The sequence below is a fragment of the Jannaschia rubra genome (genome assembly GCF_001403735.1).
In the GTDB taxonomy this organism is placed as follows: Bacteria; Pseudomonadota; Alphaproteobacteria; order Rhodobacterales; family Rhodobacteraceae; genus Jannaschia; species Jannaschia rubra.
Window position 1 is genome coordinate 185676 of sequence record NZ_CXPG01000020.1, and the last position, 16979, is coordinate 202654.

Genomic DNA, 16979 nt, shown 5'->3' on the forward strand with positions numbered 1-16979 from the left:
GATCACCCCGCGCCCGCGGCGATGCTGACGGCCGAAATGCCGCTGCCTTCGAGCCTTTCGAGGACGGCCGCGACATCCGAAACCCGCGCCGCGTCGCGCAGGATCAGGACGACGCGGATGCCGTCGGCCAGCCCGGCCGCCAGATCGGGAATGTCGTCGAATTCGAACGATTGCCCCGTGATGCGCAGGCGCCCGTTTTCGACCGTCCAGAGCGCGGTGCCTGCCGGGGCGGCAGGACCGGAGCCGCCCGACGCCCCCCCCGGTGTGCCGGCCACGGGGGGGCCGCCTTGCAGAAGAAGGGCCGAATAGGGCGTCAGGTTCGCGGCCAGCATGAAGAAGATCAGAAGCTGGAACATCGCGTCCGCCAAGGGCGTGAGCGGCACCCGGAACCGCCCCCCTTCGCGGGGCGGAAGCAAGGGCGTGTCCCTCAGCCCGACCGTCACGGCCAGGCGGCCGGGCCGCCGTCGACACGGCCGTGGATCGCGGCCGAGAGCAGCGATTCCATCCGCGTCCGCTCCGCCTCGATCCGGCTTTCGAGGAGGTTCGCGATGAAGTAGGCGAGGAGCGCGATGGCGAGGCCCGCCGCCGTGGTGGTCAGCGCGGTCCAGATGCCGCCTGCCAGGTCGGAAGGGTCCACCGCACCCTGCGCGACCGACAGGGCGGCGAAGGCGTCGATCATGCCGATCACCGTTCCGAGCAGGCCCAGCATCGGCGCCGCCTGCACCACCACTTCGAGAAGGCGCATGCGAGAGGCCAGCGCGGCCAGTTCCGACAGCGCGGTCTGGCGGCCCAGTTCCTCGGCATAGCGGGGATCGTCGGGGCGCGCCCCGAGCGCGCGGAACACGGCCTGAAGGATGCGCGCGCCCGAGGAGCTCCGCGATGCCGCACGTTCGACGGCCCGCGGCGCCTCGCCCGACAGCCAGTCGTCGAGGATCGTCTCGGCCTCGCACGCGCGGCCAACGCCGAGGCGATGGAATTGCGCCATCTTCCAGATCCCGGTCGCCACGGCGGTCACCGAGAGCGCGCCCAGAAGGGCGAAGACGATGAGTGTGGGCAGGCCGAACCCGGCAAGACCGGACATCGCGTCAGAGCCCGAACTGGATGTCGGTCAGGGATCGCGTCGCAAGGGCCGACAGGCACAGGTCGCTGTCCTGCTCGCCGTCCACCTCGCAGGCGACGGCGGCGTTCACGAGAATTCGCGAGATATCGGCACAAGGTGTCTGCGGGATGCCGAACCGCGCGATCTTGGTCTTGCCCGTGGGAAATTCGCCGAAGTCGAGTGCCATCAGCTGCATCACCTGTCCGGCCGCATCGAAGATGCCGATCTCATAGGCGGCGCGACCGACGGTGCGATCGGTGCGGTTGGCAACGACGTAGGTCATCACGCAGTTTCCCTGCTCGACGTCCTCCGTGCGGTTCAATTCGACTTCCAGTGTGGGCTGCGCATCCTGCCCCAGGGCAGGCAGCGCCGCCAGAATAAAGGCTCCGGTCAGGAACGATGGTCTCACGATCTGGTATCCCCTGGGCTCGTGACGGGTCTGAAGCGGAAGGTCCGCCGCCGCCGCTGGCGTGTCAACCCGATGCGACGGATCAGCGATAAACACCCGTCATCCAGACGGAGGGTTCCGATACGGACAGACGCGCGGGTGCGACGTCGGCGCGCGCAAAATTCGTTACCGTGCGAGACGGCCGGGCGATCGGGTCGCGCCTGGACATGGGCGCCGAAGCGGCGGGAACGGCATCGGCAAGACGACCGGGAGCCGTTCGGGACGAGGGCCGCTGAACGTCGAGCGTCCCGCCGTCGGCCGCCGGCACGGTGAAGGGAAAGGTATCCGTGCCCGCCTGCACCGGCGGGATGCCCGGCCCGGCATCTTCGGCCATGACCTGTCCCGGGTTGCCGCCGTTCGGCATGACATCGGCATGGGATCCGACGTCAGGGACCGGATCGCGGCCGATCCCGCCGGTGCGATTCGATGGCACGGGCGCGTCGGCGTTGCGCGCCAGCATGTCCCTCAACCCGATGGACCCATCGCCGCGGCGCGCGGCTGCAAGGGCCAGCCCACCGAGGGACGCGGCGGCGAACAGCCCGGCGGCAACGAGAAGAACGACTTTCATCGGTGCAGGCTAGCAGCCGGATTGTCGCTTTGCATCCTCGAACTCCGTGCATAGATCGGAAACGATGGTTTTCTGCCTCTCCCCCATTCGCATGCCCGGGGTGTCGTCGTGACGGCGCTGACGATCCTGCCGGTGGCGGCGGCGGACGCGCAGTTCGCCGTCTGCAACCAGAGCTTCGACGTCGCGAACCTGGCGCTCGGCCGATACGTCCGCGACACCTTCGAGACGCGGGGCTGCTGGACGGTCGGGCCGAATCAATGCGTCGACCGGATCGAGGAGGAGCTGGACGCGCGATATGTCTATGTCTTCGCGCAGGATGTTTTCGGCAAACCGCTTCTGCCCGGCGGTGTGGCCATGCGCCTTGCGCCCGAGCGTTTCGTCATCCGGGGGCGAGCGCGACTGCCTGGCGCGGGGCTATCTGGATGCGCAGTTCCATGAGGTCGACACCCGGCGCAGCGAACGCTGGACATTGTTTCTGGCGCAGCCGGGCTGACCTCTTTGCGGCCGCACGTCGCTGGGCTAAGGTCACGTCCATGATGCGGACCGCGACGATCCTGGCGCTGACGGGCGCGATGCTGGCCGTGCCGGTCGGGGCATCGGCGCAGGACGTTCCCATGCTGAGCCCCGTCATGGCCGACACGGTTCCCGTCACGCCGATCGAGGTCCGCGTATTCGACCCGTCGCCCGACATGCGGATGTCGAGCCTGTCGCCCGACGACGGCCTGCCGCGCCCCTCGATCCTGCTGGGGCTGCGGTCCGGCGCGGGCGGGGCGCTGGCCATCGGACCGGACGGCGAGCCCATCGCCTGGGACAACCTTGCCGCGCGGGAGGCGATGCGTCGGGAGGATGCCGAGGCCTTCGCCCGCCTGGTCGAGGACGGGGCCTTCGATCCGCCCGACGGGCTGATGGCGCGGGCGCTTCAGATCGAGCTTGCGCGGATGAACTGCTACCGCACGGGAATCGACGGGCAATGGGGTCGTGGCTCCGCGGCCTCCGTCCGGCGCTATGTCGAGGCGGGGGGCAGTCCGCCCCCGGACGATGCGCCGACCGCCGCGCTCTGGCGGCACCTGATCGCGGCTGACGACGTGGCCTGCCCGACCCCGGCGCCGCAGCCCTCGGTCGTGCGGGCGTCGCCCGCGCGCGCGCAGCCGGGCAACCGTTCGTCCCGACCCGCAGCGCAGACGCGATCCGAGCCGGCCGCCCCGCCCGCCGCCGCGACCGCGCCATCCCTGGGCGGGTTCGGCCGTATCGGCGGGGGCATCGTCCGCTAAGGCGGACGGGCCACTGGACGTCGATCCCGGTTTCACCCTGTCCGCCCGGCAGTCCCGTCGCCGCGGGCTGCGACGGCGGCTGACGCGCGGCGGTGCCGCCGTCACGGTTCTGGTGGCCATGGCCGGCAGATGGCTGATCTGGCAGCGCCTGCCGGAAAGGCAGGGCACCTTCGACGGGCCGGAGATGGTGCAGGTCGAGACCGGCGCGCCCGGGTCCTCGGCCGCTTTCGACCGGTCCGCGCTGGTCCGGCTGCGGGGGGATCCGCTGATCCTGCGGCTGGCCGACGAGGAAGCGGGCGCCCCCAGCACCCTGACGACGCCGCCCACCCTGGCCGATCGCATAGGCGCAGGTCCGGTCGGCGTGATCGCGACACCGTTGCTGATGCAGGCGGCAAGGCTCGCCACGGCGCTGCTGTCCTCCCGCGAGGATTTCGCGCTGTTCCAGGCACAGAGGACCGAAGACCTGGCCAGCCTTCTGGACGACGGCACCGAGGCCCCTGCCGCCCCCGGCCGCACCCTGACCGGAGAGGAGGCCGAGGCCGCCGCCGGAAGCTGGGGCGCGGCACTCGACACCGGTGAGACGGTTCAGCGCGTGACCTTCACCCGCACCGCCATCGAGAACACCACAAGCGTCGCCACCGTTCTTCCCGAAGTCCGGCGCCGGCCCCTGTTCGAGGATCGCGTCGTGGTCGTCCGCCTGCCCCAGCCCCTCGGCGCGCTGCTGGCCGCTCGATGCCCTGCCCGTGGGATCGGTGATCGGCCTGCGGCTGGCCGGAGGGCGACCTGTTGCAGATGTCGCTCTATGGACCCGAGGGCTATGCTTTCACGGTCGCGCAGATCGGCGCCGAGCGGTTCGTGGAGGCCGCCGACCCCTGGCTCGACGACGACCTGATGGACCGCAGCCGCGCCCTGCGCGACGAGGCGGCGGCCACCCGCGACGTCCGCCTGCTGGACGCGATCCGGAGGCCGCGCTGCGCGGCGGGCTGGCGGGGTCGGCCACGGGCGAACTGCTGGTGATGATGTCGAAGCGGTTCGACCTCGATCGCAACGCGCAGCCGGGGGATCGGCTCGTCCTGTTGCATGGGCCGGGGGAGGGCGCTGCGGCGGTGCTCTATGCGGGGGTGGAGGGGCCGTCGGGGCCGATGGCCTGTTTCGTCGTGCCGAACGCCCCGGGGTTCGGTTGCTTCGACCCGGAGGCCACGGCGGGCGGCGGCCTGTCGGGGGCCTTCGTCACGCCCGTCGCCGGAACCCGGACCAGCGGCTTCGGCCCCCGGATGCACCCGATCCCGAAGCAGTTGCGCAACCGCGACGGCGTGGACTGGGCCGCGCCCACGGGCATGCCGATGGTGGCAGCCGCCGCGGGCAAGGTCGCCCTCGACGATGACCGCGCCGCAGCCGGTCTCGTCTCCCACCCGGCCCACGGGACGGCCGTCGGCCATGGTGGTGCCGCCGGATACCATGGCGTTCTCCCCATGCGAGGGGCAGACATGCTTGTCGCCGAGACGGGCAATGGAGGGCATCGCAAAAATCCTCCAGACAGGACAATCGCCGCACGCTAGCAGGTCGGGCCGGCGCGCGCGAAGGACGGATCGGCCGCGCGGCCGGACGGTGGGATCAGACGTCCTCGCCCTTTTGCTTGATGCATTTCTCGACCAGCGGCAGGCCGGCGTTGATGGCACCCTGCACCGTGGGAACCTGCGCGCCGGCGCCGTTGCTCATGGTGACGTTGCCCTTCAGGCGGATCTGGCGGCCTCCAGCGTGATGCCGGTGGCGTCGATGGTGATCTTGTCGCCCGGTCCCTTGATGACGAACTTGTCGAAGGCCATCAGCATGTGGAGCTAGGTGTTGTTCGTGATCGACTGATTGACGTCGAGGACATGGCGGTCCTTCACCGTCTCCTCGTGGTTGCGGCCGGTCTGGACCAGATGGTCGGCATAGATGTCCTGCCTGTGGATGTTGCCGACGACATGTCACGGGCCACCGATTCGGACTGGTCGCGGCCGATAGTCTTGTTCCGGTCGTTCAGGATGTCGATCTGCTTGTCCTTCTCCTCCCCGAACATCAACTCGTTGAAGCCGGCGCCCTGGTGGGTGTCGGTCTTGAAGGGGAACTTGGTCTTCTTCGCCGGCAGCGGATAGGGTGGCTCATTGGCGCCGTTGTAGACGCAGCCCGTCACCAGCGGCTTGTCGGGGTCGCCGTCCAGAAAATCCGACGACGACCTCCATGCCGATGCGGGGGATGACCATGCCGCCCCAGCCTTAGCTCGCCCAGTTCTGGCTGACGCGGCAGCGCATGGAGATGCTGTTGTCCAGATCCCAGTGGAACCGCACCAGGATGCGGCCGTATTCGTCGCAGTCGATCTCGCCTTCGCTCACGACGGCGGCGGTCTGCGGTCCCTTCATGATGGGACGAGGCGTCTTGCGGTCCGGCCGCATGGGCGCGTCGACGGGGGTCAGGACGTATTTGCCCGAATAGGCATAGCCGTCGCTGCCCCGGTCGGAGGTGCCGTAGCCTTCGGAGACGTAGGAACGCCGGGCGACGAGGCAGAGCATCCGCGCTTCGGGCAGGCCCGGCGTGGGTTCGCCGGTCAGTTCGACCACCATCCCGGCCTTGAGCGAGGTGACGTCGCCCTCGGCGTGGAAGCGGCGGTCGTGCCCGCGCTCCTCCTCCATCCGGCGGCGGACGGTGCCGCGACCCTCACCCTGGTCGAGGAAGTCGCCGGGGTAGTCGAAGCTCTCGATCCGGCCTTCGGCATGGGCGGCGTCGCCGGTGCGATCCACCTCCATCGCGGCGTTGGGCGTCTTGAAGCTGTAGTCGGTCAGCCGCACCGCGCCGGTCGTCAGGTTGCGTTCCGGGTGGAGGGCCCAGAAATGCTCCTCGTCCGAGAAGTGATGACCGTCGACGCCGCGGAAGACGCGGCCTCCACCGGCCACGACCTCATGGCTCTCGACATCGTCGGTCAGCACCATGATGTGGCTTACCATGGCGTGGGAGTAGGGATGGCTGACCCCGAACCGCTCCATCAGGCGGGTGGCGACATCCAGACCGGTCTTGCCGTGTTGCACGGTGTATTCGAGGATCGGATAGTCCTGCGTCAACCGCATCCTGAGGTGCGGATCGCCCAGCCCGGCATGGGCGCCGAGCAGTTGGTTCAGGATCTGCGGCGCGGTCATGTCGTGGAAGATGCGCTGGTTGCGACGCCGTCCGGCAAGCCAGGCCCAGGGCCGCAGCACCAGGTCGTAGCGGTTGCCGTTTTCCCCCGTCCCGGCGCAGGAGGTGCGGACGACGATGCCGTCGAAGGCGCGCGGGCCATTGTTCTGGGTGTCGCTCTCCACCATGGCATGGGTGCCGATCAGCGCGTCGAAGTCGACGTCATGGCCGGTGGCCAAAGCTTCCATCCGACAGTCGAACAGGCCATTCATCCGATCCCCGCCGCTGAAGCGCAGCAGGACCAGGCTGTCCTTGCCCAGGACCGTCGTCAGCCGGCCGATTCGGGCATCCTGCTTGAATGGCATGTTCACCTGCGATCCCCCGGAGAGAAAACGCACCGCCCCGAAAATGCGATGGGGCGGTCGGTCCGCAGGATATGCGCTCTGCGGCATGACGCAGGGTTCGCCAATGCATCTTGACGTCCTTTGGTCCGCTCCGTGCGCCACGCGACACGGGGCGGCGGACCGGCGCGCAAACGGCGGGTGATCGTTTCCCGATCAGGCCTTTTCGCCCGCGTGGGCCGATGTCACCTGGGCCGGGTCCGTCGGGGCCTGCGGCTGGTTCACCGGGACGACGGCGGCGACGTGGCCCATCAGGTCGGACACCGATCCGTCGAGGTTGATCCCCGCCATGCGCCCGATCGCCTGCATCGCGGGCAGGGCGACTGCATTCTGGCGGATCTGGTCGAAGGCCTGGTCGATGGCGTTGCCGCCGCCCGACCCGCTGCCGCCGTCCGACAACGATCCGCCGCCCAGCCCGTCGGCCTTGTGGATGGTGATGCGGTCGATCTTCTCGGCCGGCTTGACCATGGCCTCCATCAGGCCCGGCATGATCCGCAGCCGCTCGATCTGCAGGCGCATCTCGATGATTTCCGCGAACAGCGAGTTCTCGGCGGCGATCAGGGCGTTCGTGCCCTCGGCTTCGGCCAGCTTCTCGTCGCGGAACGCCTGGGCTCGGATGGTGACTTCCTCGGCCTCGGCGCGGGCCGGTTCCAGGATGGCGGCCGCGCGGTCGGCCGCGGCGTTCGGTTCGGCCTCCTCGGCGGCGGGGGCCTTTTGCGACAACTCCTCGGCGGCAAGCTTCTCCATGGCGACGCGCTGTTCGACGCGGGCCTGGTCCTGCTCGCGCTCGACGGCATAGCGCTTGATCTCGCCCTCCTGGACCGAGCGGACGACGGCGACCTGTGCCTCCGATTCGATCTTGGCGCGGCGCTTGCGGCTCTCGGCGATGCGCTCGGCCTGCAGTTTCATGCCGGCGGCGTTGAAGACGTTGTTCTCATCCAGACTGTCGAGCGGGGTCTGGTCCAGTGCCGTCAGCGCAACGGTCTCGAGCTCCAGACCGGTCTTGCAAAGATCCTCCGCCACGGCCTGTTGCACCCGCTGGACAAAGTCGGACCGGTTCTCGTGCAGCTGGTCGATGTCCATCTTGGCCGCAACCGACCGCAGGCCGTCGACCAACGTGCCGCCGTCGATCATGACCTTGCGCCCGCCGGTGCCGGCCTTGACCAGGCTCACCTCGCGTTTGGACCGCACATACATGCGCGAAAAGATGAAACCGACCACCAGCAGGGCGAGGCCGGCGAGGCCGGCGGGAATCTCGTCGCGTGCGTCCAGGGGTTCGGCCATCAGGCGGTGGGCGTTGCCGTGCGCATCCGCGAAGCGCACCTGCGCCGGGCTGCCCGCCCGCGCGACGCCCACGACGATCACCCCGCGGCGGCGGCCGTGGCTGCGGTCGGGGCGTCGGCGGCGGGCGCGTCGAATCCGGCCGCCCCGACATCGGTGGTGTCGAAGCCATCGGGCGCGTCCAGATCGATGTCCCAATCCATGTCCGGCGCGGCGTCGCCCGGACCGCCGTCCGCGCCCAGCGCCGACCCGCCGCCGACGGCGGCCAGCGTCACCTCATGGGCGAACAGCAGGACGACGATCGCTGCCGCGATCAGGACGGGCCGCAATTCGCCTGCCGAGAGAAGCGCCGTCATGGCCGCCATGTTTCAGGAGGCGACGGACGGGGGAACTGGAAGCGCCCCGAAGCGACGGATACCGCGCCGATGACCGGCGCGGCGTCGCCGGAAAATCACAGCCGTTCTCATCGAAACGTCTGGAACCGGCGTGTCAGCCCGGCTGCATCATGTCGCGCACGTCCGTCAGGCGTCCGGTCACGGCGGCGGCGGCGGCCATGGCGGGCGACATCAGATGCGTGCGGCCGCCGCGGCCCTGCCGTCCCTCGAAGTTGCGGTTCGACGTGGCCGCGCAGCGCTCGCCCGGCGAAAGCTGGTCGGGGTTCATGGCAAGGCACATGGAGCAGCCGGCCAGCCGCCATTCGAAACCGGCGTCGATGAAGACCTGCGCCAGCCCCTCCTCCTCGGCCTGCGCGCGCACGAGACCTGATCCGGGGACGACCATGGCGCGCATCCCCTCCTTGATCCGCTTGCCGCGCAGGATCTCGGCGGCGGCGCGCAGATCCTCGATCCGGCCGTTGGTGCAACTGCCGATGAAGACGGTGTCGATCTCCACCTCCGCCAGTGGCGTGCCGGGGGTGAGCCCCATGTATTCGAGCGACCGCTTCGCCGCATCGACCTTGCCGCCCTTGAAGTCGCCGGGTGCCGGCACGCGGGCGGTGATGGGCAGCACGTCCTCGGGCGAGGTGCCCCAGGTGACGACGGGCGCGATCTCGGCGGCGTCGATGGTGACGACTTTGTCCCAATGCGCGTCGTCATCGGATTTCAGCGTCCGCCACCAGTTCAGCGCAGCTTCCCACTGCGCGCCCTTGGGGGCGTGGGGGCGGCCCTTGCAGTATTCGAAGGTCGTCTCGTCGGGCGCGATGAGGCCCGCACGGGCTCCGCCTTCGATCGCCATGTTGCAGACGGTCATGCGGCCTTCCATCGACAGGTCGCGGATCGCCTCGCCCATGTATTCGATGACGTATCCGGTGCCGCCCGCCGTGCCGGTCCGGCCGATGACGGTCAGGGTGATGTCCTTGGCGGTGACTCCGGGGCGCAGCTTGCCGGTAATCTCGACCTTCATGTTCTTCGATTTGGTCTGGATCAGGGTCTGGGTGGCCAGCACGTGCTCCACCTCCGACGTGCCGATGCCATGGGCCAGCGCGCCGAAGGCCCCGTGGGTCGCGGTGTGGCTGTCGCCGCAGACGACGGTCATGCCGGGCAGGGTCCAGCCCTGTTCGGGGCCGACGATGTGGACGATCCCCTGCCGCACGTCGCTGACGGGATAGTAGTGGATGCCCGTCTCGCGCGCGTTGCGGTCCAGCGCCTCGACCTGGATGCGGCTCTCCTCGTTCTCGATCCCCTTCTCGCGGTCGAGCGTGGTGGGCACGTTGTGGTCGGGCACGGCAATGGTGCGTTCGGGCGCGCGGACCGTGCGGCCGGTCATGCGCAGCCCCTCGAAGGCCTGGGGGCTGGTGACTTCATGCACGAGATGGCGGTCGATATAGAGCAGGCAGGTGCCGTCGTCGGCTTCGTGCACCAGATGCGCGTCCCAGATCTTGTCGTAGAGCGTCTTGCCTGTGGGGGTCGGGCGGGTCATCGCGGTTGATCCTTGGAGAATGGGAAAGGGCAGGGGGCGCGGCGGCGCGCCGGTCAGCCGCCCATGCCGCGGAAGGCCCGTCCGAAGAACCGGCCGGGAAGGAACGCGCGATCGCTGAGGGCGTGGATCCGGGGCATGGCCACGGGATACTGCCACCGGGCCTGCGCCGCAATGGCGGATGCGTCCGCCGGGGTCAGCCGGCCGCGTCCCGGGCGCCGGTGCCGATGTCGCCGGGTGCCACGGCGACGGATTTCATAATCGCGTGGCAGGGGATGCCGGGGGCCAGCCCCAGGGCCGCGCAGGACCGCCGGGTGACGCGGGCCAGCACCGTCTGGCTGCCTATCGCGACCACCACCATCGCGCCTGGGCCGTCGCCCGCCCGCACCTCGCGCACCGTGCCCTCCAAGATGTTGAGGGCCGAGATCGCGTCGGGCCGGCCGCGCGACAGCATCACATCCTGCGCCGCGATGCGGACGCGGATCGCGGCACCCGCGGGTGAGCCGATGCGTGGCAGGAACAGCCGCCCGCCCTCGACCGACAGTTCGGTCAGCCCGTCATTGTGATGCGCCACCACCCGCGCCGACAGGATGGCCCCCGCGCCGCGCACGCCCAGAGCGGGAGCCAGCGCAGGGTCGCCCAGCACCTCGGCCGCCGGCCCCTGCCGCAGCACGCGCCCGTCGTCCAGCACGACGATGGTGGTGGCGAGACGCGCGATTTCGGCGACGGCGTGGCTGACGTACAGGATCGGGATGTCGGTGCCGTCGCGCAGACGTTCGAGATAGGGCAGGATCTCGGCCTTGCGCGCCTCGTCGAGCGCGGCGAGGGGTTCATCCATCAACAGCAGTTCCGGCGCTGACAGGAGGGCGCGGCCGATGGCGACGCGCTGCTTCTCGCCGCCCGACAGATCGGCGGGCCGGCGCGCCAGCAGGGGCGCGATGCCCAGCATTCCGACCACGCGGTCCAGCCCGGCCCCGGCGCGCCGGTCGCCCGCGAAGCGATGACCGTAGAGCAGGTTGCCGCGTACCGTCAGATGGGGGAACAGCCGCCCCTCCTGAAAGACATAGCCGATGCGGCGGCGGTGCGGCGGCAGCCAGCGCCGCGCGGAGCTGTCGAACAGTGTGCGCCCGTTGACGGCAACATGTCCCGCGTCGGGACGCAGCAGGCCGGCCACGGCGTTGACGACGGTCGTCTTGCCCGATCCCGACCGGCCGAACAGGGCGGTAACCCCCGGCGGCGCGTCGAACGCCACGTCGAGATCGAAGGCGGGCAGGCGGTGCCGCAGGGCGACGGACAGGCTCATGCGCCGCGCACCCGGCGGGCGATGCGGGTGGCCAGCACTTCGGACAGCAGAAGCGCCGTCATGGCGATGGCGATGGAGACCACGACGAGCCGCAGGGCCGAGGCTTCGCCGCCCGGCACCTGGAGGAAGGCATAGATGGCCGACGGCAGGGTCTGCGTCTGGCCGGGGATGTTGGAGACGAAGGTGATCGTGGCCCCGAACTCTCCCATCGCCTTGGCGAAGGCGAGGATCGCGCCGACCACCACCCCCGGCAGGATCAGCGGCAGCGTGACGGTGGCGAAAACCCACGGCCCCGATGCCCCGAGCGTTGCCGCCGCCTGTTCGAGCCGGGGGTCCACCGCTTCGATCGACAAGCGGATGGCGCGAACCATCAGGGGAAAGGCCATGACCCCGGCGGCCAGCGCGGCCCCCGTCCAGCGGAAGGCAAGGACGATGCCGAGGTCGCGCAGCGGCCCGCCGACAGGGCCCTGGGTACCGAAGGTCAGGAGCAGCAGATAGCCCGTCACCACCGGCGGCAGGATCAGCGGCAGATGGACGAGGCCGTTGAGGACCTGGCGGCCCGGAAATCGCCAGCGGGCCAGCGCATAGGCCACGAAGATGCCCGGCGGAAGGCTGAGCAGCGTGGCCCAGAGCGACACGCGCAGCGACAGCGCGACAGCCTGCCATTCCTCGGGGCCGAGCCAGTCCAAGCCGGGTCAGTCCACGAGCACGGTGAAACCCTGCCGCGCGAAGGCGGCCCGGGCCGCGTCGCCGCGCAGGAAATCGAGGACGTCGCCCTTTAGCGGGCTGTCGCTGGCCGCAACGGAGGCTGCGGGATAGACGATGGGCGGGTGGCCGTCGGCCGGGAAGGTGCCCACGACCGTGACGTCGTCGCTGGCCACCGCATCGGTGGCATAGACGATGCCCATGGGCGCCTCGCCCGTGGCGACGAAAGCCAGGGCCGCGCGCACGTTGTCGGCCTGTGCCACCTGCGGCGCGACCTCGTCCCAGATACCCAGGCGGTCCAGCGCGGCGCGGCCGTAGATGCCGGCGGGCACCGCGTCGACCATCGCCATGGCGAGCCGTCCGTCGCCCAGCAGGCCCATGAGGTCGAACCCCGGCGCAATCTGCACCGGCGCTGCTTCGTCGCCATGCGCGACCAGGACGAGCGCGTTGCCCAGCAGGTCGAAGCGGCTGTCCGCGTCGATCAGGCCGTCGTCCTGCAACCGGTCCATCCAGTCGGCGTTGGCCGAGATGAAGACATCCGCGGGCGCGTCCTGTTCGATTTGGCGCGCGAGTTCGGAACTGCCGGCGAGGGAGACGGCAAGGGTGTGGCCGGTCTCGGCCTGCCAGGCGGTCGCGATCTCGTCCATGGCGTTCTTCATGCTTGCGGCGGCGAAGACCGTGACCGTATCGGCCGCCGTGGGCGAGCCCGTAGCGAGCATGGCGAAAAGGGCGGGACGCAGGAAAGCGGCGGGCATCATGGCGAGCAGTCCGGGTTCGTTGTATCCTGTCGGACATATCGCCGCCCGGCCTGGCGGATGGCAAGTGCTATTTCCCCTGGGGCATATCCCCCAACATGCCCCGAAGGGCCACGATCTGATCGGCGCCCGCCTCGGCCGTCCGATCTTCCAGTTCGCGATAGAGCGTCAACACCTGCCGACCCTCGGGCGTCAGATGCGCACCGCCGCCCTGGGGACCGCCGCGCGTGCTCTGGACGACGGCATGGCCGAAGGCGGCGTTCATCTCCTCCACCAGCGACCAGGCGCGCCTGTAGCTCATGCCCATGGCGCGGCCGGCGGCCGAAATGGAGCCGAGGGCCCCGATGCGTTCCAGCAGATCCGCCTTGCCCGGTCCCAGCGTCAGCCGGTCGCCGAAGACGAGCCGCAGCTTCAGCCGCACCGGGGGAATGTCGTCACGGTCCGCCATGGCCGCAGGATCGACGCGGCACGGCGGGTCCGCAAGTGTGTTCAACGAAAACGCCGCGCGAACCCTCGGTCCTGCGCGGCGTCGGTCGTGTCGATGGTGCCTCAATCAGGGCTGGACTTGCGTCGCCCCGCCAACGGCCGGAACCGTATCGCCCGCGATCGCGGTATCGGTCGTCGCCTCGATCTCTCCGATCGTCTCGACGCGGTTGTCTCCGCCTGCCTGGCAGCCGGCGACGATGGCCGTGAGCGACAGGGCGGTGAGCAGTTTCAGTGCGGTGGTCATGTGCAATCTCCCGATTTTCATGTGCGGCCCAACGGCTGACCTTGGGTCACGGTTCCATTGGCCGACCTGTCCGTGCCCGAACCGGTGGAAATTCGCACAAATCACATCTTGACCCGAATCCCGTTTCGCCCCAAATGACGCGAATAGACGCCAACGCACGCGCCTCTGGCACGGCAACCCGCGGGATCGGAACGGTCTCCGCAGCACGGTTACGCAGCGACGGTAACGTCTCCCCTTGGAAGTGAGCGGTCTCGGACGGAAGTCCAATGGCCGGGTCTGATCGGAGATGACCATGAATGCAGTAACCGGCTTCGGCCGTATCGCCCCCCTTGCCCCTTCCCGTGTGGAGTCGTTCATCGCCGAGCATGAGTTCGCCCACCCCACGCTGGTCATCGACGTCGACGCGGTGGAGCGGCAGTTCCATGCCCTGTCCGCCGGTCTGGGCCACGCGCACATCCACTATGCCGTCAAGGCGAACCCGCATCCCGCCATCATCGAGCGGCTCGTTGGCCTCGGGTCGGGTTTCGATGCCGCCTCGCGCGGCGAGATCGAGCTGGTGCTGTCGCAGGGCGCCCATGCGGACCACGTCTCCTTCGGCAACACGATCAAGAAGGCCGCGGACATTCGCTTCGCACATCAGGCCGGCGTGACCCTGTTCGCCGCCGATGCCGAGGAGGAGCTGGCCAAGATTGCCGACAACGCGCCCGGCGCGCGCGTCTACATCCGCGTGATCGTCGACAATTCGGAGGCCGACTGGCCCCTGTCGCGCAAGTTCGGCTGCGCCTCCGACAAGGTGCTGGACCTGCTCGGCCGCGCCCGCGACCTGGGGCTGGTACCCCATGGCCTGTCGTTCCATGTCGGGTCGCAGACACGCGAGGCACGGATGTGGACCGGCACTCTGGATCAGGTGGCTGCCATCTGGCACCGTGCGCAGGGTGCCGGGTTCGACCTGCAACTGCTGAACATCGGGGGCGGATTCCCGGCCTTCTACGGCGAGGCGATCGAGCATCCGACGGCCTATGCCGCCGCGGTCATCGACCTGATCTCCGCGCGCTTCGGCGAGGTGCCGCAGATCATGGCGGAGCCGGGCCGGGGTCTCGTGGCCGAGGCGGGCGCCATCGCGGCCGAGGTCGTGCTGGTGTCGCGCAAGTCCGACGCCGACCTGCACCGCTGGGTCTATCTCGACATCGGGCGGTTCTCCGGCCTGGCCGAGACGGAGGGCGAAGCCATCCGCTATCAGATCGCGACCCCCCGCGACGGCGACGAGACGGGCGCCTGCGTCCTGGCCGGCCCGTCCTGCGACAGCGCCGATGTCCTCTATGAAAAGCGGCCGATCCACCTGCCCGTAACGCTGGCCGCGGGCGACCGGATCGTGATCCGCAACTGCGGGGCCTATACCTCGACCTATTCGTCGGTCTGTTTCAACGGCTTCCCCCCGCTGGACGTCATCGCGATCTGAAGTGTCCCAGCCCCGCGGGTCTTGTGCGGACCCGTGGGCAAGGTCAGGGTGCGCGGCAGGACACCCTGACCCGAAAGGTCTGCCATGCGTTCTGCCGGCTCCCAGATCCCCATCGTCGGCCTGCTGACGCTTCTGATGTTCATCCCGCTGTTCTTCGCGGGCGCCATCCTGCAGGCTAGGCGCAGACGGCCGAGCAAACGGGCGCCGAATGGGGCGGGCCGCAGACGCTGTCCGACGCATTGCTGGTCATCCCCGTCGAGGGCGACGTTCGGCAGCAGGAATAATGCGAGACGACGGACCCGGCGACATGTGAGGCGTGGGTCAAAACGGTGACTGTCATACGGCGGGGTCGGATCGATCCATTGGTTCCTCCGCCCGAGACGCTGGTGTTCGAGGCCGCGCTTGCAACGCAAATCCCCAAGCATGGCATCTTCGAGGTGCCGGCCTGTTCCGCCGACATCGGCCTGATCGCGCCGTTAGATACTAACCGTGTCCGGGCGAGGTCATGATCTGGACCGGGGCGGTCCTTCGCATCAGGCTGACCGGCAATGCGGGCCTCCACGGCGGCGGTCGGCGATCCGCATGGGATCGGCACCGTCACGGCCCGCCTGCCGCTTGACAGCGGGCAGGACCTGAAGGTCGTGCCGGTTGCACGCATAACGCGGGTGGCGATGGCGGGCGACTGGCCGGTCCCGGCGTTCACTCCAGCCCTTCTGCCCGACGATGACGTGAACGACGCTGGCTTCTCGGCCGTCTGGACGGTGCCTCACCTTGCCCGGCGCATCCCGCAGGTCGACCGGGGCGACCGGCTCGTCCACCCGGTGCAGCAAATCCCGATCGGCCTGGCACAGTCGACCGTCGTGCTTCACATGGTGGCCTATGTCGAGCCGGCGGGCTTCACCGCGGCCTACGTCGGGTCGGCTGCCGCGATCGTGGCGCTGTTCGGGTGGATCGGGTTGCGGCTGGGGCGGCGGACCTGGGTTCCGGGCGGGTTGCTGATCGTGCTCTATGTGGCGCTCTGCCTGATCCTGCGGTCCACCGACCTGGCGCTTCTTGAGGGTGCGATGCTCGCCTTTGCGGAACTGACGCCGACTATCGTGCTGACGCGGAACGAGGACTGGTGCGGCCCCGGCCGCAGCCTGCAACGCCGAGCGCCCGCACGCAGTCAGGCGAAGGCCGATTCCAGCGCGATTTCGACCATGTCGCCGAAGGACGACTGACGCTCCGACGCGGGCAGCGCCTCGTGCGTCAGCAGGTGGTCGCTAACCGTCAGCACGGCCAGCGCGCGGCACCCGTGGCGGGCGGCGAGGATGTAGAGTTCCGCGGCCTCCATCTCGACCCCGAGGATCCCGTGGCGAACCAGTTGTTCGTTCAGGTCGGGGCGTTCGTCGTAGAAGACGTCCGAAGAATAGATGCCGCCCACATGCACCCGGGAGCCCTTGGCCCCCGCCGCCGCATGGGCTGCCGACAGCAGGCCCCAGTCGGCGCAGGGCGCGAAGTTCAGCTCGCGCAGGATGCCGCGCGACGGCGTGGACATCGTGGTCGCGGTCATTGCCAGGATGACGTCGCGGATGCCGACGTTCTCCTGCATGGCGCCGGCCGACCCGATGCGGATCAGGGTCCTGGCGCCGTACTGCGTGATGAGTTCGTTGGCGTAGATCGACAGGCTGGGCATCCCCATGCCGGACCCGTGGATCGTGACGCGGTTGCCGCGCCATGTGCCGGTGAACCCCAGCATTCCCCGAACGTCGTTCACCAGTTCGGGAGCATCGAGAAACGTCTCGGCCGCCCATTTTGCGCGCAGGGGGTCGCCCGGCATCAGGACGGTTTCGGCGATCTGGCCTTTCTCGGCGCGGATGTGGGGGGTCATCGGATATCCTGACAAAAAAGGGGTG

21 protein-coding genes and 1 pseudogene are annotated in these 16979 nt (G+C 69.4%); 6 read left to right on the plus strand and 16 right to left on the minus strand.

The features are described 5' to 3' along the window. Window positions 1-2: 2 nt before the first annotated feature. From JAN5088_RS10520 to JAN5088_RS10535, 4 genes are all read right to left on the minus strand, one after another. Window positions 3-416: an ExbD/TolR family protein gene (locus JAN5088_RS10520; protein WP_055682772.1), complete on the minus strand. Its 414-nt coding sequence runs from the start codon at window positions 414-416 to the stop codon at window positions 3-5. Between the two features lie 23 nt (window positions 417-439). Next, window positions 440-1081, minus strand: a complete 642-nt coding sequence (locus JAN5088_RS10525) for a MotA/TolQ/ExbB proton channel family protein (RefSeq protein ID WP_055682773.1) — start codon at window positions 1079-1081, stop codon at window positions 440-442. A gap of 4 nt (window positions 1082-1085) precedes the next feature. Beyond that, window positions 1086-1508, minus strand: coding sequence for a hypothetical protein (locus JAN5088_RS10530; protein WP_055682774.1), 423 nt, complete (start codon window positions 1506-1508; stop codon window positions 1086-1088). Between the two features lie 82 nt (window positions 1509-1590). Beyond that, the gene (locus JAN5088_RS10535; protein ID WP_055682775.1) at window positions 1591-2115 is read right to left on the minus strand and encodes a hypothetical protein; all 525 of its coding nucleotides are present in this window, start codon (window positions 2113-2115) and stop codon (window positions 1591-1593) included. Between the two features lie 108 nt (window positions 2116-2223). Between JAN5088_RS10535 and JAN5088_RS10540 the strand changes: the two genes are divergently transcribed. The 4 genes from JAN5088_RS10540 (at window position 2224) to JAN5088_RS19295 (ending at window position 4403) form a co-directional block, all read left to right on the plus strand. Further along, the gene (locus JAN5088_RS10540) at window positions 2224-2553 is read left to right on the plus strand and encodes a DUF1036 domain-containing protein (protein ID WP_233489759.1); all 330 of its coding nucleotides are present in this window, start codon (window positions 2224-2226) and stop codon (window positions 2551-2553) included. A gap of 95 nt (window positions 2554-2648) precedes the next feature. Next, window positions 2649-3386, plus strand: a complete 738-nt coding sequence (locus tag JAN5088_RS10545) for a hypothetical protein (RefSeq protein ID WP_055682776.1) — start codon at window positions 2649-2651, stop codon at window positions 3384-3386. Window positions 3387-3504: 118 nt separating this feature from the next. Further along, the gene (locus tag JAN5088_RS10550) at window positions 3505-4278 is read left to right on the plus strand and encodes a hypothetical protein (protein ID WP_055682777.1); all 774 of its coding nucleotides are present in this window, start codon (window positions 3505-3507) and stop codon (window positions 4276-4278) included. Continuing rightward, complete coding sequence (locus JAN5088_RS19295) at window positions 4242-4403, plus strand: hypothetical protein (RefSeq protein ID WP_233489760.1); 162 nt, start codon at window positions 4242-4244, stop codon at window positions 4401-4403. The genes JAN5088_RS10550 and JAN5088_RS19295 overlap by 37 nt, the downstream gene beginning before the upstream one ends. 419 nt (window positions 4404-4822) lie before the next feature. Here JAN5088_RS19295 and JAN5088_RS19675 read toward each other — a convergent pair. The 11 genes and pseudogenes from JAN5088_RS19675 to JAN5088_RS18915 form a co-directional block, all read right to left on the minus strand. Beyond that, window positions 4823-4906, minus strand: a pseudogene (locus JAN5088_RS19675) (hypothetical protein); the annotation flags it as partial. A 368-nt stretch (window positions 4907-5274) separates the two neighbouring features. Beyond that, window positions 5275-5562, minus strand: a complete 288-nt coding sequence (locus JAN5088_RS19305) for a hypothetical protein (protein WP_233489762.1) — start codon at window positions 5560-5562, stop codon at window positions 5275-5277. Window positions 5563-5644: 82 nt separating this feature from the next. Further along, window positions 5645-6901, minus strand: a complete 1257-nt coding sequence (locus tag JAN5088_RS10560; RefSeq protein ID WP_233489763.1) for a type VI secretion system Vgr family protein — start codon at window positions 6899-6901, stop codon at window positions 5645-5647. Between the two features lie 192 nt (window positions 6902-7093). Then, window positions 7094-8293: a flotillin domain-containing protein gene (locus tag JAN5088_RS10565; protein WP_158448480.1), complete on the minus strand. Its 1200-nt coding sequence runs from the start codon at window positions 8291-8293 to the stop codon at window positions 7094-7096. 5 nt (window positions 8294-8298) lie between these two features. Beyond that, complete coding sequence (locus tag JAN5088_RS10570) at window positions 8299-8574, minus strand: hypothetical protein (protein ID WP_143114638.1); 276 nt, start codon at window positions 8572-8574, stop codon at window positions 8299-8301. Between the two features lie 133 nt (window positions 8575-8707). Further along, window positions 8708-10135, minus strand: a complete 1428-nt coding sequence (gene leuC, locus JAN5088_RS10575; RefSeq protein ID WP_055682781.1) for a 3-isopropylmalate dehydratase large subunit — start codon at window positions 10133-10135, stop codon at window positions 8708-8710. Between the two features lie 193 nt (window positions 10136-10328). Continuing rightward, window positions 10329-11435 carry a molybdenum ABC transporter ATP-binding protein gene (gene modC / locus JAN5088_RS10580; RefSeq protein ID WP_055682782.1) on the minus strand — a complete coding sequence of 369 codons (1107 nt, stop codon included), beginning with the start codon at window positions 11433-11435 and terminating at the stop codon, window positions 10329-10331. Beyond that, window positions 11432-12124, minus strand: coding sequence for a molybdate ABC transporter permease subunit (modB, locus tag JAN5088_RS10585; RefSeq protein ID WP_055682783.1), 693 nt, complete (start codon window positions 12122-12124; stop codon window positions 11432-11434). Before modB ends, modC begins: the two co-directional genes overlap by 4 nt. Window positions 12125-12130: 6 nt before the next feature. Then, complete coding sequence (gene modA / locus JAN5088_RS10590; RefSeq protein WP_055683320.1) at window positions 12131-12895, minus strand: molybdate ABC transporter substrate-binding protein; 765 nt, start codon at window positions 12893-12895, stop codon at window positions 12131-12133. Between the two features lie 70 nt (window positions 12896-12965). Beyond that, complete coding sequence (locus JAN5088_RS10595) at window positions 12966-13343, minus strand: winged helix-turn-helix domain-containing protein (RefSeq protein ID WP_055682784.1); 378 nt, start codon at window positions 13341-13343, stop codon at window positions 12966-12968. A 105-nt stretch (window positions 13344-13448) separates the two neighbouring features. Continuing rightward, a complete protein-coding gene (locus JAN5088_RS18915) occupies window positions 13449-13625 on the minus strand; it encodes a hypothetical protein (protein WP_158448481.1) in 177 nt (58 codons plus the stop codon). Between the two features lie 286 nt (window positions 13626-13911). Between JAN5088_RS18915 and JAN5088_RS10600 the strand changes: the two genes are divergently transcribed. After that, entirely contained in the window at window positions 13912-15084 is a 1173-nt protein-coding gene (locus JAN5088_RS10600; protein ID WP_055682785.1) for a type III PLP-dependent enzyme, read from the plus strand. 548 nt (window positions 15085-15632) lie between these two features. Continuing rightward, complete coding sequence (locus tag JAN5088_RS10605; RefSeq protein WP_055682786.1) at window positions 15633-16304, plus strand: inner membrane CreD family protein; 672 nt, start codon at window positions 15633-15635, stop codon at window positions 16302-16304. Here the strand turns inward: JAN5088_RS10605 and deoD are convergent. Further along, the gene (deoD, locus tag JAN5088_RS10610; RefSeq protein WP_055682787.1) at window positions 16250-16954 is read right to left on the minus strand and encodes a purine-nucleoside phosphorylase; all 705 of its coding nucleotides are present in this window, start codon (window positions 16952-16954) and stop codon (window positions 16250-16252) included. The genes JAN5088_RS10605 and deoD overlap by 55 nt on opposite strands. Window positions 16955-16979: the final 25 nt, after the last annotated feature.